18 protein-coding genes are annotated in these 16,207 nt (G+C 32.4%); 4 read left to right on the top strand and 14 right to left on the bottom strand.

Features of this window, described 5'->3' with window-relative positions:
• Positions 1–48: 48 nt before the first annotated feature.
• From SO785_RS02905 to SO785_RS02890, 4 genes are all read right to left on the bottom strand, one after another.
• On the bottom strand, positions 49–1,200 hold the full coding sequence (locus SO785_RS02905) for a cysteine desulfurase family protein (RefSeq protein WP_003547591.1): 1,152 nt from the start codon (positions 1,198–1,200) through the stop codon (positions 49–51).
• A gap of 117 nt (positions 1,201–1,317) precedes the next feature.
• Positions 1,318–2,703: an RsmB/NOP family class I SAM-dependent RNA methyltransferase gene (locus SO785_RS02900; RefSeq protein WP_015613372.1), complete on the bottom strand. Its 1,386-nt coding sequence runs from the start codon at positions 2,701–2,703 to the stop codon at positions 1,318–1,320.
• Positions 2,684–3,661, bottom strand: a complete 978-nt coding sequence (locus tag SO785_RS02895) for a hypothetical protein (RefSeq protein WP_003547594.1) — start codon at positions 3,659–3,661, stop codon at positions 2,684–2,686. The genes SO785_RS02900 and SO785_RS02895 overlap by 20 nt, the downstream gene beginning before the upstream one ends.
• Complete coding sequence (locus SO785_RS02890; RefSeq protein ID WP_011254372.1) at positions 3,651–4,403, bottom strand: hypothetical protein; 753 nt, start codon at positions 4,401–4,403, stop codon at positions 3,651–3,653. The genes SO785_RS02895 and SO785_RS02890 overlap by 11 nt, the downstream gene beginning before the upstream one ends.
• 86 nt (positions 4,404–4,489) lie before the next feature.
• On the opposite strand from SO785_RS02890, the gene lepB reads away from it, so the two are divergent.
• Positions 4,490–5,059 (top strand): signal peptidase I, encoded by a 570-nt coding sequence (gene lepB / locus SO785_RS02885; RefSeq protein WP_003547598.1) that lies wholly within the window; start codon positions 4,490–4,492, stop codon positions 5,057–5,059.
• Between the two features lie 72 nt (positions 5,060–5,131).
• Positions 5,132–5,320: an LBP_cg2779 family protein gene (locus tag SO785_RS02880; RefSeq protein WP_003547599.1), complete on the top strand. Its 189-nt coding sequence runs from the start codon at positions 5,132–5,134 to the stop codon at positions 5,318–5,320.
• A gap of 58 nt (positions 5,321–5,378) precedes the next feature.
• Here the strand turns inward: SO785_RS02880 and SO785_RS02875 are convergent, their stop codons facing one another.
• The 8 genes from SO785_RS02875 to SO785_RS02840 all read right to left on the bottom strand — a co-directional run bounded on the left by SO785_RS02875 (position 5,379) and on the right by SO785_RS02840 (position 11,978).
• The gene (locus tag SO785_RS02875) at positions 5,379–6,164 is read right to left on the bottom strand and encodes a hypothetical protein (RefSeq protein ID WP_003547600.1); all 786 of its coding nucleotides are present in this window, start codon (positions 6,162–6,164) and stop codon (positions 5,379–5,381) included.
• Between the two features lie 9 nt (positions 6,165–6,173).
• Positions 6,174–7,007, bottom strand: a complete 834-nt coding sequence (locus tag SO785_RS02870; protein WP_003547601.1) for a hypothetical protein — start codon at positions 7,005–7,007, stop codon at positions 6,174–6,176.
• An 18-nt stretch (positions 7,008–7,025) separates the two neighbouring features.
• Positions 7,026–7,856 (bottom strand): hypothetical protein, encoded by an 831-nt coding sequence (locus SO785_RS02865; RefSeq protein WP_025079763.1) that lies wholly within the window; start codon positions 7,854–7,856, stop codon positions 7,026–7,028.
• Positions 7,856–8,563, bottom strand: a complete 708-nt coding sequence (locus tag SO785_RS02860; protein WP_003547603.1) for an ABC transporter ATP-binding protein — start codon at positions 8,561–8,563, stop codon at positions 7,856–7,858. Before SO785_RS02860 ends, SO785_RS02865 begins: the two co-directional genes overlap by 1 nt.
• On the bottom strand, positions 8,556–8,930 hold the full coding sequence (locus SO785_RS02855; RefSeq protein ID WP_003547604.1) for a GntR family transcriptional regulator: 375 nt from the start codon (positions 8,928–8,930) through the stop codon (positions 8,556–8,558). The genes SO785_RS02860 and SO785_RS02855 overlap by 8 nt, the downstream gene beginning before the upstream one ends.
• 297 nt (positions 8,931–9,227) lie before the next feature.
• Entirely contained in the window at positions 9,228–10,475 is a 1,248-nt protein-coding gene (pepT, locus tag SO785_RS02850; protein ID WP_003547606.1) for a peptidase T, read from the bottom strand.
• 26 nt (positions 10,476–10,501) lie between these two features.
• Positions 10,502–11,299: a Nif3-like dinuclear metal center hexameric protein gene (locus tag SO785_RS02845; protein ID WP_003547612.1), complete on the bottom strand. Its 798-nt coding sequence runs from the start codon at positions 11,297–11,299 to the stop codon at positions 10,502–10,504.
• Positions 11,292–11,978 (bottom strand): tRNA (adenine(22)-N(1))-methyltransferase, encoded by a 687-nt coding sequence (locus SO785_RS02840; RefSeq protein ID WP_003547613.1) that lies wholly within the window; start codon positions 11,976–11,978, stop codon positions 11,292–11,294. Before SO785_RS02840 ends, SO785_RS02845 begins: the two co-directional genes overlap by 8 nt.
• Before the next feature lie 98 nt (positions 11,979–12,076).
• On the opposite strand from SO785_RS02840, the gene SO785_RS02835 reads away from it, so the two are divergent.
• Positions 12,077–12,517, top strand: coding sequence for an 8-oxo-dGTP diphosphatase (locus tag SO785_RS02835; RefSeq protein WP_003547614.1), 441 nt, complete (start codon positions 12,077–12,079; stop codon positions 12,515–12,517).
• On the top strand, positions 12,517–13,182 hold the full coding sequence (locus SO785_RS02830) for a M23 family metallopeptidase (RefSeq protein ID WP_003547616.1): 666 nt from the start codon (positions 12,517–12,519) through the stop codon (positions 13,180–13,182). The genes SO785_RS02835 and SO785_RS02830 overlap by 1 nt, the downstream gene beginning before the upstream one ends.
• A 53-nt stretch (positions 13,183–13,235) precedes the next feature.
• Here SO785_RS02830 and rpoD read toward each other — a convergent pair whose 3' ends face one another.
• Positions 13,236–14,348 (bottom strand): RNA polymerase sigma factor RpoD, encoded by a 1,113-nt coding sequence (gene rpoD, locus SO785_RS02825; protein ID WP_021874094.1) that lies wholly within the window; start codon positions 14,346–14,348, stop codon positions 13,236–13,238.
• Positions 14,348–16,198, bottom strand: a complete 1,851-nt coding sequence (gene dnaG / locus SO785_RS02820) for a DNA primase (protein ID WP_003547619.1) — start codon at positions 16,196–16,198, stop codon at positions 14,348–14,350. The genes rpoD and dnaG overlap by 1 nt, the downstream gene beginning before the upstream one ends.
• Between the last annotated feature and the right edge of the window lie 9 nt (positions 16,199–16,207).

The raw sequence follows: 16,207 nt of genomic DNA, 5'->3' as shown, positions 1-16,207 counted from the left end.
AAAATCTCATAACTATTAGACGTGCAATCTAATAAGTATGAGATTTTTTTATTTCTTTAGACGATTAATAATTCTAGTCAAAATTTCAACTACTGAATTTACTTCTTCAATAGTGTTCTCAATGCTAAAACTAAATCTTAAAGATTCCCAAACACGTGGACTATCTTTGCCATACATAGCTATAAGAACATGTGAAGGATCCAGTGAACCAGCAGTACATGCAGACCCCGCAGCACCTACCACTCCAGCTAAATCCAAATTGGTCAATAATACATCACTACGAATTCCCTTAAACCAAATACTGATGACTTGAGGAGCCATTTGATCTTCAATATTGCCGTTCACTTCAATATCAACGCCATTCTTCTTAAGCCCATCAACCAAAGCATGTTTAAAGTTAAAGTAGCGTTCTTCATTTGCAATAATTGCCTTATTAGAGTGAATTTCAATGGCTTTAGCAAAACCAGCAATTGCTGGTACATTTTCAGTTCCCGGACGACGCTTTAATTCCTGATCTCCTCCAAGCATAAATGAAGGTAATTTAATTCCATCACGTTCATATAAAAAGCCAAGCAATTTGGGACCATTTAATTTATGAGCTGAAGTTGACAATAGATCGATCTTCATATCCTTTACGTCAATTGGCACTTCACCATAAGCTTGAACTGCATCAGTATGAAACCAAGCATTAGTAGGAGCTACAATTTCGCCAATTTCTTTAATCGGAGCTAAACTACCAACCTCATTATTGACCATCATGATGGTTACCAAAATAGTATCTGGGCGAATTGCATTTTTCAAATCATCTAAATTAATTTGACCATTTTTATCAACGTTCAAATAAGTTACTTCAAAGCCCATTTTTTCAAGGCGTGCAAGTGGACGTAATACTGCTTCGTGTTCAAATTTAGTAGAAATAATGTGTTTCCCTTCATTTTGACGAGCCAAAGCTGTTTGCATAATAGCAGTGTTATCACTCTCGGTACCACCACTAGTAAAAATAATTTCTTTGTCATCGGCATTTATTGACTCAGCCAAGATATGACGACTATCTTCTAAGACACGTTTTGCCTCACGACCATAGTAATTAGTTGCTGAAGCATTACCAAAAACATTAGTCATCATATCAGTCATAGTCTTTACGACTTGTGGAGCCATAGGACTAGTTCCCGCATTATCCATATAAATTTTGTTATTCATCTTTTCATTTCTCACCCAATCTTGTTTTCATAAACATTACTAGTATATTACTAAAAGTAAGTAAGTACAACTTTTAAACAAACTGAATGTTTATCTTATAATGAGTCCCATTGTAAATTACTTTCTTAATCCTTTAGGATAAAAATTTTTCAAAACTTGATTACCAGCGATTTTTCCAAAGCTAAATATCATGTTCCTATAACTGACTAATACAAACCCGCGTAAATCACTCTGTACTTTAAGAGTTTCACCGTGTAAATAATCTTGATAATCTTTAAGGGTTGCTAATTCAATTACCCTACTTTGCTTTACTTGACCTAATACTTCTGCTAGTTGATGCCCCGGTTCAAATCGATTCTTTTTCAAAATTCCAAGTTCTACACCATTATTAACAATGCGTAATCTAATATTTTCAGGTAAAACTATCGCTGGTACAAAAACGTGATCTTGTCTTACCAGTGCTTTTTCATGCCAATCTTCTAAACCAACAGGTAAGTTAAATTGTTCGATTACTTTTGCAACCAATTCTTGATCATTCTTAGTCAATCTCAAAGGATTACGTTTAATTCTTTTATTTTTACGCTTTTTATCAATTTCCTGTTTAATATCTCCACTCTTTTGCAAAATAGCAGCATATTGGCCTTCACCTATTCCATCTTGTGGCCAAAAACGTAAAGTTTTGGTTAAGTCTGCATTACCATCAGCCCATTCAGGATGTCCAAGACTAATTCTAGGATCATTAATATGTGGATCCAAAATAGAAAAATCATGGTCATTTACTAACCAGCTAACAATCTCTTCATCTTCTTCGGGTGAGAAAGTACAAGTTGAATAAATCAAACTACCACCAGGTTTAAGCATTTTTATTGCTTCATTCAAAATATCCTTTTGCCTTGTCTGACAAGTTAATACATAATCTTGAGACCAATAGTCTATCGCTTCAGGATTTTTTCTAAACATTCCTTCACCACTACATGGCGCATCAACTAAAATTACATCAAAAAAAGCTGGAAAGACTGGTGAAAGTTTTTCCGGACTTTCATTAGTTATTAAAGCATTGGTAACCCCCCAGCGTTCAAGATTTTCTCTTAATGCTTTTGCTCTTACATTAGAAATTTCATTTGCAACTAATACTCCCTCATTTTGCAATTTTTCAGCTAATGCTGTGGTTTTACCACCAGGCGCGGCACATAAGTCTAACACTTTTGCTCCAGGCTTTACCTTACTAATAGCAGCAGGAAACATTGCTGCGGGATCTTGAGAATATACTATTCCACTAACCCATTCTGGATCTTCCCCATTGATTTCACCATAATAAGCATGATCTATTTCTGGAACTGGATTATTTAATTTATATGAAACCTTTTCGTTACTATCTTTTAACGTGTTAACCCTAAATGCTTTTTTACTAGCCTCATTCATTGCACTAAAAAGTGCGTTGGCTTTTTCAATTCCTAATAAATTTTGATATTTAGTTTTAAATTCATTTGGTAGATTTAACAAGTTTCTTACCCTTTCTCATTAAATAATAAATTTCTACACAGAAAGCTAGTACGTAAAGTATCCATGCACATAATAAACTTATGATTAGTGATGTATTTGATGAATAAAATGCATGCCATCTAAGAAAGATGTATGATAATGCGGCAAAAACACCCTCTATCATGAATAAACGTACGCTACGATTAATTACCCAATTACGTAGTAAATCGCCATGTAGGCTAGTTATTTTAGCTTGTCGCTTAATTAAAATGGCCAATAAAACATTACTAATAAGACCTACTAACGCACAAACAATTAAAAATAATATATTAGGAATCACAGAAAATCGATCGCGATGATGTTCTTGGACAAATGACGGAATGTGAATTTTACCATGATAATGTTTGGCTACTTTTTCAATCACACTAGGAGAACTATCAATAACTATTCGATAATTTTTAAGTTGATTCTTAGCGGTAGGTTGGTCGATACCTGTACTTAAATAATATTTATCCATTTCTACTTGAGGATAATCTTTAAACTCGCCTATAACAGAATAATAATTTTGTCCTAAAATCACATACTTATTATTTTGGACATTTAGCAAATTAACATTAACCGATGGTCCTAGAATTGCAAATGAAACTTTTCCTTTAAAATCATCTAATGAAAAGTAGCGTCCTGTTTCAATAGGTAAACTTTTAACTGATCGATTTGCCCAAACTAAGACCTGCTTTTTTTCATAATTACTATCAAGATGTAATTGAATCTGACGATGCGCATAATTTTTATCTAAATATTGTAAAAACGAACTGATACTTTCATCACTATCAGTTCTAAAATATCTCGTATTATTAGTTAATCCATGAGCTTCTAACAATTCATCAGCGTATCCTGATTCAATATTAGAAAGCATAGTTCCTATCCCTAAAAATGTTAATAATGGGACTAATAGCAAAAAGATTTTTTTAAAATTCATTGTTTATCTCAAATATCTGTTCATTAATAAAATCAAAACTCTGAAATGACCGATTAATTTCTCTTAATTCTTTTGTTTGTTTAAACCAATCTTGTGACCAAAATTCAACTGAATTTGTTGCCCCATCTTTTTCACCAATAAAAAGCAAATGACTATTTGGATTAAACTTACGCCAGGCAGCGATAGTTTCGATATCGCTATTGCCAAAATTCGGCGACCAAGAACATAAAATTAAGTCTACATCTTGATATTTTTCAATCGCTTGATCAGCCTTTAAATCTATCACTTTATGAAATGGCTTAGCCCCGGTAGAAGAAGTCTTAGCCCATTCTAATGAATCAGTACTAATTACCGTAATTCCTGTTTCTTCAAGTGCGTGAGACCAATATGCATTACCAGCCATTATTTCCAAAGCATTTTTAACATGCATTTTTTTCTTAATTAATCTAGCTGTATTAATATTAGCTACTGACCAAATGCCATATTTTAGTGATAAATATTGCCGAAAATTATTAAATAAATTATTAATATCCCTTAATTTTCTTTTTTTATTTATACCAATCTCTTGTAAAATATCTTCAAATTGATCTGGTAACAGACCTAATGGAGCTGGAGCTTTAGGCATCGGCATCCCCTTTTTCACATATTGATCAATCTGTACCATTTCTTCAACTTGTTGATGTACATCAGGAGATTGGATTATTTTATCTAATTCAACTGATTTCTCTAAAAAATTTGTCATATGTTTATACCTTACTAATGATTTTACCATTCAAGACGATATAAATCAGTTATAATAAAAACAGTAAGTAAAAGGAGAATTATTTAATGGTAGAAAACCTAAAGAAGAAAAAAGACGATAACGAAAGTATTGGTCGCTTTGTTTTAGACATAGTTATTATGTTTGCAATCTTAATGGGAATTTACTACTTTGTATTTAGTTTCTTCCTTTCAAACGAAACTGTTTCGGGTCCGTCAATGCAGCCTACCTTTGAAAACAATGATCGTTTAATAGCAGTACGACACTTTAATCCTAAACGAAACGATATCGTAATTTTAAAAGCTCCTGATCAAAAAGGTGCTCTGTATATTAAGCGAATCATAGGAATGCCAGGAGATATGGTTACTTCAAAAAATGATAAACTTTATATCAACGGCAAACAAATTGCGGAACCATATTTAAACAATAAATACGAAAAACAGGCTCATCGTTTAGGTCAGCTTTATACAAATAATTTCACATTAAAAGAACGCGTACCTAAAAATGAATATTTCGTTATGGGAGATCATAGAGATGTCTCAAAAGATTCACGCTACTTTGGTTTTGTAAAACGAAATGCTCTTGTGGGACGAGTTATCTTTCGTTATTGGCCATTTAATCAATGGAAAACATTTTAAATAAATTAAACGGCAAAAAATTTTATTTTTATAAATTGTTTGATTAAAATTAAAGGGTAAGGAGATTTTATTATGAATGAGCAAAACGAATTATCTGACGCAATTATCGATTTTCAAGTAAAACATCACGTTAATGATACAGACTTAGCTTTTGCAAGTCATCTTTCCGTAGAGAAAGTACACGCAATGAAAACTGGTGACGGCAATTATACAGCCGAAGAAGTTAACCAACTTTATGATTACATGTCTGCAAATGCTTAAGTTTGTATAACTAAAAAGACTTCATTCCTAGTTAATTTAGGAATGAAGTCTTTTTAGTTTACCTTACAATTCTAGGTTCTACAAATTTTTTAACAAGAATAGAATTACAGATTCCTAATAGTATATCTACCATTAAGAAAATTAAATTATCTATCCAAAGCGGATCAACATACTCTATTACTTGCTCTCTCATAATAAATGAATCTAAATGTGAAGTAACTATAAGCCCAAGATAAACAGCTACAATTACCAAAATTGCAATAATCAATAATTTAATCCATAAAGTTCCTTTGAAGGGCAAAAAATCTGCGATAACTTTAGAAGCAAAGTTAACAAAACTAACAAAGAAATATATAAAAATAATAATTAGTGCAATAAAAATTAACTTATATAAGAAAATTTCTGTTGTAGTATACTTTCCCGGAAACATAAAGAATCCTTGAGAAGCACGAATCCAAGCATTTATACCAGACGTTGGCATTAGCAAAATACCATTCATTAGTTGCTGTAATACGAAAAAATAAGCACAAGCTATCAAACTACTAAATACGTTAATCAAATATACAAGTGGCTCACTTGCAGAAATTAAATGCCATGTTTGGCTCATATTTATTTTTTCATTTTGCCAGCACATTATGCTGCAAAATGCCAAGTCAACATAAATGGTTATACTTACAAAGTTATGCTGCCAATATTTCCTCACTCCATATTTTTCTCCAAATAGCGCCAATATAGAAAGAACAGCTACCACTATTATATTGATCAGAAAAACTAAATAAATATATTTTCTCTTTTGGAGCCACATCTGCTTAAAGAGTGTCCATAAGTTAGTCAAATTATTCATCCTTTTCTATTAACTTACGATTTTAGGTTCTACAAATTTTGATATTAAGAAACTATCAATTAATCCTAAAACAATTGCAACGATCCAATATTCCAAAATAGAAATTCTAAACCAATCCCAAACATTAGCAATTGCATCATTAACAGCATAATGAATATAAAACATTGTTAATTGATCGTTCAATTTAAGTGCAATCGTAACTGCTATGATTACTAAAATAGCCATAACACTTAATTTAATGGTAGTTGTATTTTTTATAGGCAATTGATCTGTTATCGTTCTAGTTAATAAATTGGCAAAACTAACAAAAGTGAAAATGACTAAAACAAGACCAACCAAGTATAAAATTTGTTCACCAAATTGTTCTACTGTGACCCAAAAAGAAGCTTTAAAAAATATTTTGGTAATTTCTTTGAAAAGAGATCCACCAAGATCAAGCATAAATACAATTGCACCCACTAATACTTGAATAATAAAGATGTACGCACATTCTGCAATACTTGAAAAAATATTAATTAGCCATAATTTCACATCAGAAATTGGTACTAAATGCCATGTCTGACTTAAATTTATTTTTTCATTTTGCCAACATAGTAAACCAGTAAAGATTATGTCAGCGAATATTGTAGTCATTATACCTAAACCTAGTATAATTTCGAGAGGATTATCAGATTTTCCGCGAAAAAAAGTATTAGAAAATTCAGTAATTGAATTTTGATGATTAAGAATCAAATCCATAAAAAACATAAAGATCACAGCAAATGTTTGTACTAATAATACAAGATGAGCATATCGTCTCTTTTGTAAGAACATTTGCTTAAATAAGGCTTTAGCTGATGTCATATATATTCCCCTCTAATTTTATTTAGCTTCAACGAATTTATTTAAAAGCAAAATATCGATTAAAGTTATTACTATATCAAAGGCAAGAAACTCTAGAACAGTTGTACCAACTCCTAAATTGCTATCACTAAACTCAAACGGAGTAAATTGACCAATTATTGAAAACATAGTTGATGCAGCATAACTTAGTAACCAAATAACCATAATAATTATGATCAATCTAACCAAAAACATCAGAGCCTTACTTGAACCATTTGGCAAAAAATCCATAATACTCCTACTACTTAAATTAATTAGACTAACCACTGCATACCAAGCATAGCCCAATAAAATCATCATCATTAAGCTACCTAATAATTGTCCCCAATCTTGAGTATTAAGATTAAAGTTACTTCTTTGAATTTCTTCTTTAATTTCATTACTCGATAAAAGCAAAGGTAAAAAAGTAATTATAATAGTAGCCGTTTCTAATACTCCAAGCCAAATATATGAGAAAAATGCTGTACCAAAGTTACTCAATAAAAATTTAGTATCACTAATTGGAATTAAACGCCAAGTTTGACTACGATTTATTTTTTCATTTTTAACAGAAGAGATAATCCAATAGACAAAATTTGCCACAAATGATGTAATTAGCATCATTATCGCAAACATAAGCAAAAACATTACCACAATATTAGTTGACTCATGTGTGCTTCCAAATACTAATTCAGGTCTTTGATTTCTTGCAGAAAAAGTTAGCATTATTGTAAAACATAAACTAGCGAAGGCTTGAATCAAATAAATTAAATAAACTGACTTTGATTTTTCTTGAAACATCCTATTGAACAATGTATTAAAATTAGTCATCATTCATCATCCTCATCTGCATAAAAGCTTTCATAATATTCTTCAATCGATTTATGATTTTGACGAATATCATCAGCTGACTTATGTTCTAAAATTGTATTATTTTTCACTATCACAACTTCATCAAGTAATGAAGAAATTTGATTTACGAAGTGATCTGAAATTAAAATTGTAGATTTCTCATCTTTCCATAAAATAATTGAATTAATAATTTTTTTGCGTGCCATCGCATCTATTCCACCGAATGGTTCATCCAGTAAGTACAAATCCGTTTTTCTAGCAAAAGTCAGAGCAATAATTAGTTTTTCACGCATTCCTCTAGACAATTGACTAAGTTTCATATCAAGACTTAACTTCATAAATTTTCTTAACTCATCAAATTCATTTTCATCAAAATCCTGAAAAACAGTAGCATAAAATCTTACTATTTCTTGTATTTTAGTTGAATCGCTAAAACCAGTTAATCCATCAGTAAAAGACAATTTAGCTTTTCTTTGATCTTCTTTTGTTGCGCCCGCAAGGTCGATTTTACCTTTGTAATTTTTAGCTACACCCGCAATAATTCTCATCAATGTAGTCTTACCAGCACCGTTTTCACCCAAAAGAGCCACAATTTTACCTGAAGTTAAATTTAAGTTAACGTCCTTTAAAATAGTTTTTTGATTTTTCTTATAAGTTAAGTCCTTAATAGTTAATAAATTATTCATCTTGACCCTCACTTTGTTTCAAATAATTCTCCAATACAGAAACTAAACTATCCTCTTTAACACCTAATTTTTTCATATTTTGAACAAATTCATCTAATTCATTATTGATTAGAGCTTGCTTTGTTTTGGTCAATAATTCTGTATCTTCAGTAACAAAATTACCTTCTCCACGTTTAGTATAAAGTATTCCTTGTGCATTCATTTCCTGTAGTGCTCGTTGAACAGTATTCACATTAACTGTTAATTCCAAAGCTAATTTTCTAACCGAAGGAATTTTTTCGCCTGCTTTTATTTTCCCCATTACAATTTGACGGTATAGATATTGTTCAATTTGAAAATAAATCGGAATATTATCTTTAAATTCCATTTACTCACCTTCTATTACCACTGTATTATTTATCTATTACAGTAATGATACATATTTTTTAAAAAACTTGCAAGTATTATTTACCATGATGTTCCACGCCTTATAAAAAAATATTTTCAAAATAAAAGCAAGCTGTAATTCCCTATATTATAAGGAATACAGCTTGTTTTTATATAATAATACTACAAGTGCATAACTTTAGCTTTATTTAACTGATCTCACAATTTGCTGATATATCAACGAATTACAGTTAAATAAAAATATATACTTTTAATATAACTAGTTAAAATTGTTTCACTAAGCTTTTCTTGCTCTTTCAGCATTTAATTCTGCCATTTTAATCATGACATCGACAGCTTTATACATAGATTCAAGGACAGTATATTCATAACGGCCATGCATATTTTCTTCACCAGCAAAAATATTAGGACAAGGAAGACCCATATAAGTTAATTGTGAGCCATCAGTACCGCCACGGACTGGATCTTCATTGATTTCAAGGCCCTCTGCTTTATATGCATCTCTTGCCAAATCAACGATATCCATGTGTTTCTTTAATTCATCAGCCATGTTGTAGTATTGATCCCACATCTTTAATTTGATACGTTCTGTACCAAATTCTGCATTCATTTTATCTACAGTAGACTTAACTAAATTCTTACGTGCTTCTAGACCATCACGTTCAAAATCACGAATAATGTAATCCAAATGTGCATTATCAACAGTTCCATCAAAACTCATCAAATGGAAGAAACCTTCACGACCATCAGTATGTTCTGGACGATCATGTTCTGGCAATTGATTATGAAAATCAATCCCCACTTGAACAGCATTAATCATTTGACCTTTAGCTACAGCTGGATGAACATTTACCCCTTGAATATCCAGACTAAATTGAGCGGCTGAGAAAGTTCCCCAATCAAGCTTACCAGGAGCCTCACCATCAACAGTAAAAGCAAAATCAGCACCAAAATCTTTAACATCGAAATGTTCAGCGCCGGTTCCAATTTCTTCATCTGGAGTAAATGCTAAACGGATCTTTCCATGTTTTACTTCTGGATGATTCATCAAATATTCTGCAAAGGTCATTAATTCAGAAACACCACACTTATCGTCACCACCAAGTAAAGTATCACCCGAAGCAGTGATAATAGTTTGACCTTTATAGTTTTTCAAATGTGGGAAAACTTCAGGATCAAGATAAAATTCTGAATCCCCTAATCGAATTCTACTTTCACCATCATAGTTTTTATGAATTTGTGGTTTAACATTTTCTGAATTGAAATCAGCTGTATCACTATGTGCCAAGAATCCCATTACAGGTACATCATAATCAACATTTGAAGGAATTTCAGCGATTACACTACCAGCCTTTTGATTGTAGTGAATATCTTTCAAGCCTAATTCCTCAAGATCTTTCATAATTACATTCTTTTGAAAGTTCTCTTCTCTTTCAGTTGATGGGAAACGATCTGAATGTTCATCAGAACGTGAATTAACTTTAACGTATTTTAAAAATCTTGGTAATAAATTTGGATATTCCATATTTTCGTACTTTCTATCATTAAAACTTAAAACAAATCTTGAAATGGATTAGTTGAAACTTCTGAAATTTCAACGCCAACATTCCAATTATTTTCCTTATTCCACTTTTTAAGACGATCAAATACCTTATATTTAAATAAATTCTCGGTATAATGACCAGGATCAACTACAGTTAATCCTGAAGAAATCATATCATGACCTACATGGTAATATACATCCCCAGTAATAAAAGCATCAAGATTATCATCTAATGCTCTAGTCCAATATTTCCCTCCATCTCCACAAATAAAACCAACAGTTGTAATTGGTTTTTCATTACTTGCAGTAATCAGTCTAGCCATTTTAATGTCCATCTTATCTTTAACGTAAAAGGCAAAATCATAAGCTGACATTGTTTTAGGTAATTTTCCTTTACGGCCCATTGCTATACCATCATCATCTAGACAAAATGGTTCAATATCTTTTAATCCTAATTCCTCAGCTTGCCAATCAGCCGATCCATTTTGTGCTTTATCAGAATTAGTATGGATTGAATAAACAGTAATATTATTTTTAATAATATTGCCATACATCGCGTTTTGTGGATTTGCATAGTCTAAATTCTTTGCTGGTCTAAACATTACCGGATGGTGACTAATGATCAAATTAACGCCCTTTTCCACCGCCTCTTCAACCACTTGAGGTCGCACATCTAGCGTGGTCATTACATTAGTAACATCACTTTCCATCGAACCTATTTGCATTCCTACAGGATCACCTTGAGAAGCAATATCCTCTGGAAAGTCTTTTCTTAAACGTTCTACAATGTCTTTTACTTTAGTCATTGTTTATCTCCTGTTCAATTAACTCAATGTAATTTTTAACTTCACTAATTCTATTTTTATCCTTCTTTTTAGCTTTATTCAAGTTTTGAAGAAGTTTTCTATTATAAGTTAATTGCCCTTGCCATTTTTGATAAAAAACCGAATTTTTTTCACGTACAATAAGAGGGCCAAAGAAAATTTCTTCTTCTGTTAATTCATTTCTTTGATCAGTTAATATCGCCTTAATTAACTCATACGTATGACCTGCCTCAGCCATCAGTTTTTCATCAACAATCTTATAGTTATGATTTACTAACCATGTTCTAACACCTGCTTCACCAATATTAGGCTCAAGTACTAATGTATTAAAATGATAATCATTGCGCCAAGCACGATCAAGAATATCTACCATTAATTTGCCACCCATACCGGCAATAACTACTGTGTCAATATTATCAGCATGATTAACAGTATCAAGACCGCTACCTAAGCGTGTTTCAATCTGCTTATCTAGGCCTGCTTCCATAATATCAGTTTTAGCATTATCAAGTGGTCCCTTAGCAACATCACTGGCAACTGCATAATCAATTTTACCGCTTTTGACTAATTCAATCGGCAAATATGCATGATCTGTACCAATATCTGCTACTCTGCTGCCTGAATCTACCATTTTTGCTAAAGTATTTAATCTTAAGTTCATTTTTCCTCCATGAGAGTATGTTTTAAACAAATTTTAGCATAATTAATAACTTTATTTGGCTACTATTTGCTATAATCTTCACAGAAAGTGGGTTTTATATGAAAAGATCAGAAAAAGTAACTTTGACTAATATGTGTATGATCAAGAATAAAGATAAAATTTTAGTCCTTAATCGTAATGATCCGGTTTGGCCAGGATTAACCTTTCCCGGTGGTCATGTTGAAGCACATGAATCATTTAATGATTCCGTTATCCGAGAAATTAAAGAAGAAACTGGATTAACTATTTTCCATCCTCGTTTAACTGGTGTTAAACAGTTTTATGATCATAATCATGAACGTTATTTAGTTTTCTTTTACATTGCTGATAGTTTTACTGGCACTCTCAAAGAATCTGATGAAGGTACTTTGAGTTGGATGAGTAAAGAGGAACTACAAAATCATCAATTAGCCTACAATTTTGACCATGATTTACCTGTATTCTTTAATTCTAATATTAGTGAGCATATACTTGATGGAAAGCGAGATGAGCTTTTTTAATGAAAAAAACTGAAAGTAAAATATCATTATATGTCGCCCTAATCGCTATTATTTTCTTTGCTTCAATTCCTCTTTGGCACATAGATCTAAATGCTTCAAGACCCCAAACACATGTAGTTAAGAAGAAAAAAGCTAAAAAGAAAAAAGTAATTCATAAAGTCACTTGGGGCTATCCTTTTAAGCGATTGTATGAAAAGAAAATAAAATTTAAATCTGGACAAAAATTTGGTGAAACTGATGTAATTCGCCGTTATTATCCAACTAAAAGTTACTTTCATGATGGTTATGACTTTGGCTTTAGCGAAGTGGGGCATTCAACAGTATACGCCGTTCACGCAGGAAAAGTTCACCAAGTAAAATATGCTCCAGGATTAGGACTCTATGTTTGGGTAATCTCTAAAGATGACTATGTTGAAATTTATCAAGAAGGTTTTTTAAGCATTACAGATATTTATGTTAAAAAAGGTCAAGAATTAAAACTAGGCCAAAAAATCGGACGCCTAACTGGATCACACATTCACTTAGGCATAACTAAAACTGATAAAAACTATATTGATAAACACGGTGTACCTTGCCGTAATTACTGGAGAAATAATGGGACTTGGCTCAACCCAATGAAAATTATTGAAGATGATATTGCCAAAGGCAAGGCCAGTGAATCATAACAAAAAAAAGAGTAAAATTACTATCAAAAGTAATTTCACTCTTTTTTATATGTTTAATCCATAAAGTCACGTAATTGATTAGAACGACTTGGATGACGAAGTTTACGCAATGCCTTAGCTTCAATCTGACGAATACGCTCACGAGTTACGCCAAATACCTTACCCACTTCTTCAAGCGTACGAGTACGACCATCATCCAGACCGAAACGTAAACGTAAAACATTTTCTTCACGGTCAGTTAATGTTTCAAGTACTTGTTCGAGTTGCTCCTTGAGCATTTCGTATGAAGCATGTTGTTCTGGACTTGTAGCGTCTTTATCTTCGATAAAGTCACCCAAATGTGAATCATCTTCTTCACCGATAGGTGTTTCAAGAGAAACTGGTTCTTGGGCAATTTTAAGAATATCACGAACTTTATTGGTTGGCATATTCATTTCAGCACCAATTTCTTCTGGGGTTGGTTCACGACCTAAATCCTGCAATAATTGACGTTGAATTCTAATCAACTTATTGATAGTTTCAACCATATGCACAGGAATTCTAATTGTACGAGCTTGATCAGCAATAGCACGAGTAATTGCCTGTCTAATCCACCAAGTTGCATAAGTTGAGAACTTGAATCCAAGACGATAATCGAATTTATCAACGGCTTTCATTAGCCCCATATTACCTTCTTGAATTAAATCAAGAAATGACATTCCACGACCTACGTAACGCTTAGCAATAGAAACTACCAAACGAAGGTTGGCCTCAGCTAATTCTTGTTTTGCTTCTTCGTCTCCAGATTCAATTCTCTTAGCAAGTGCAATTTCTTGATCAGTAGTAAGAAGCGGAACACGACCAATTTCCTTCAAGTACATTCTTACAGGATCATTCATTCGTACACTTGAAGGAGCCGACATATCTTTCAATTCAGCTTTTTCAACATCTTTTTGCTTCTTTAAAGCTAATTTTGAAGGATCACCGTTTTCATCAACAATACTAATACCATTATCTTCAAACTCTTGTACTAGTTGATCAACAGCCTTACCTTGTAAATTATAAGGCTTAATCAAACGAGCAGTAAAGTCATCTTCAGTAATTGACTTATCCTTCTTAACATCTTTAACGACTTGCTTCACCATCTTATCTAAAGATGGTTTTTGTGTAGTTTCTTTTTCTGCCACTAAAAAGCCTCCTTATTAGCCTCTAAGATCCTCTTTAATCCAAGAATTTCTTGAGTAATCTTAATTATTTCTTGTGCATCTTCTTTGCGCTTTGCATCCTGTAATTCAATTTGAAGCTCATTCAGCCGAGAATAAATGTTGCGCTTTTTAAGGGCATGCACATGCTCATTAATTTCTTGAATATTAAAATCCGTTGGTGTTTTTGCTAGCTCAGCATCTATTATTATACCTTGAAGTTGCTCAGGAATAAAATCTAAGAAGCCATTAATCTGAGGATCATTATGAGTTTCCGAATATTTTACCCATAATTCCGCCAATTTTTCAAATTCTTTATCTGGAAAATGAAAATTTCCATTCAAAAGGTATTTTTGTGCTTCAGTAGAGTGAATAAACAAATACAATAACCTAGTTTGACTGGGATGTTTTTCTACTTCTGTTTGTTTAATAGATAATTCAATTGGCTGCTCTGGTGGAATTAATGTATCAACAGTATTATTAGACCTATTAGGATAATTTTTATACTGTCGTGTACGGCTTTGAACCCGATTGTTTTTACGTCTTTCTCTAGCTAAATTAGCCTTTAATGCATCAATAGATACTTGAGCTGATTTAGCCAATCTCTCAATATACATATCCTGCTCAACAGGATTTCTAACTAGACTAATTTGTTTAACCGCTTCACTTATATATGTAAGCTTCTCACGATCATTATCTAAGTTATACTTTTGAGCCAATCTTTTTAAGAAAAATTCAGTGGGCGTTAAAGCACCTTTAACTTCATCATAATATTTTTCAGCACCGTATTTTTTGACATATTCATCAGGGTCTAACTTTTCTGGTAAAACAACAACTCCTAAGTTAAAATCGCCATCTTTATTAAACAGATTTACAGCTCTTTCTTCGGCATGTATACCCGGATCATCACCATCATAGTTAATAATAATATTAGATGTTACTCGCCTTAACATATAAACCTGATCATCAGTCAAGCTAGTTCCCATCGAAGCAATTCCAGATTTTATTCCTGCTTTATATGCTGCAATTACATCCATATAGCCCTCATACAAAACCAAATGGTTTTCATCTCGAGCAGCTTTTTTTGCTTCAGCAAAATGAAATAAAACTTTGGACTTATTAAAAATTCCTGTTTCAGGACTATTCATATATTTAGCTTCAGTCTTATCATCTGAAATTCGACGACCTGAAAAGCCGATTGTCATCCCATTTTCATTATCCAGGGGGAACATTAAACGGTCACGAAACCGATCAAATAATTGTCCATCTTGACTTTGAACGAATAATCCACTCTGAGTCAAATCATCGTCTTTATATCCCTTACCACGTAAATAAGTAATCAGCACATTATCTTCTTTAGGCGCATAACCTATTTTAAAGTGATTCAGAATATCTCGTCCTAATTCTCTTTTCTGAGCATATTGCATCCCTCTTTCACCAGCTTTAGTAGTAAATAATACTTGCTGATAGAATTCAACAGCATCTCTATGCATTTGCATAATGGGATTTAGCTTAACGGGAGAACTATTTCCATATCCTTCTGGCATAGACATATGCGCATATTCTGCAACTTGTTCTACACTTTCAGGAAAAGTCAGATTATCCTTATACATCAAGAATTTAAATACATTTCCGCCTTTACCACAGCCAAAACACTTAAAGAATTGTTTTTCTTCGTTAACTGTAAATGATGGTGTTTTTTCTTGATGAAAAGGGCAAAGACCGATATAGTCTTTGCCTTTCTTTTCAAGTGACACATATTGGCTGATAACATCTACAATATTTACATTATTGCGGACTTCGGCGATAAATTCTTCAGGAATTCGTCCAGCCATAAGAATCAC

This window comes from Lactobacillus acidophilus (assembly GCF_034298135.1).
GTDB lineage: Bacteria > Bacillota > Bacilli > Lactobacillales > Lactobacillaceae > Lactobacillus > Lactobacillus acidophilus.
Note: the sequence above shows the minus strand (reverse complement) of the source record. Positions and strands in the feature narration are given on the sequence as shown.

Coding starts and splice junctions, on each gene's coding strand:
- SO785_RS02905 (WP_003547591.1), bottom strand. CDS start 1,200: ATGAATAACAAAATTTATATGGATAATGCGGGAACTAGTCCTATGGCT.
- SO785_RS02895 (WP_003547594.1), bottom strand. CDS start 3,661: ATGAATTTTAAAAAAATCTTTTTGCTATTAGTCCCATTATTAACATTT.
- SO785_RS02890 (WP_011254372.1), bottom strand. CDS start 4,403: ATGACAAATTTTTTAGAGAAATCAGTTGAATTAGATAAAATAATCCAA.
- lepB (WP_003547598.1), top strand. CDS start 4,490: ATGGTAGAAAACCTAAAGAAGAAAAAAGACGATAACGAAAGTATTGGT.
- SO785_RS02880 (WP_003547599.1), top strand. CDS start 5,132: ATGAATGAGCAAAACGAATTATCTGACGCAATTATCGATTTTCAAGTA.
- SO785_RS02875 (WP_003547600.1), bottom strand. CDS start 6,164: ATGAATAATTTGACTAACTTATGGACACTCTTTAAGCAGATGTGGCTC.
- SO785_RS02870 (WP_003547601.1), bottom strand. CDS start 7,007: ATGACATCAGCTAAAGCCTTATTTAAGCAAATGTTCTTACAAAAGAGA.
- SO785_RS02865 (WP_025079763.1), bottom strand. CDS start 7,856: ATGACTAATTTTAATACATTGTTCAATAGGATGTTTCAAGAAAAATCA.
- SO785_RS02860 (WP_003547603.1), bottom strand. CDS start 8,563: ATGAATAATTTATTAACTATTAAGGACTTAACTTATAAGAAAAATCAA.
- SO785_RS02855 (WP_003547604.1), bottom strand. CDS start 8,930: ATGGAATTTAAAGATAATATTCCGATTTATTTTCAAATTGAACAATAT.
- pepT (WP_003547606.1), bottom strand. CDS start 10,475: ATGGAATATCCAAATTTATTACCAAGATTTTTAAAATACGTTAAAGTT.
- SO785_RS02845 (WP_003547612.1), bottom strand. CDS start 11,299: ATGACTAAAGTAAAAGACATTGTAGAACGTTTAAGAAAAGACTTTCCA.
- SO785_RS02840 (WP_003547613.1), bottom strand. CDS start 11,978: ATGAACTTAAGATTAAATACTTTAGCAAAAATGGTAGATTCAGGCAGC.
- SO785_RS02835 (WP_003547614.1), top strand. CDS start 12,077: ATGAAAAGATCAGAAAAAGTAACTTTGACTAATATGTGTATGATCAAG.
- SO785_RS02830 (WP_003547616.1), top strand. CDS start 12,517: ATGAAAAAAACTGAAAGTAAAATATCATTATATGTCGCCCTAATCGCT.
- dnaG (WP_003547619.1), bottom strand. CDS start 16,198: ATGGCTGGACGAATTCCTGAAGAATTTATCGCCGAAGTCCGCAATAAT.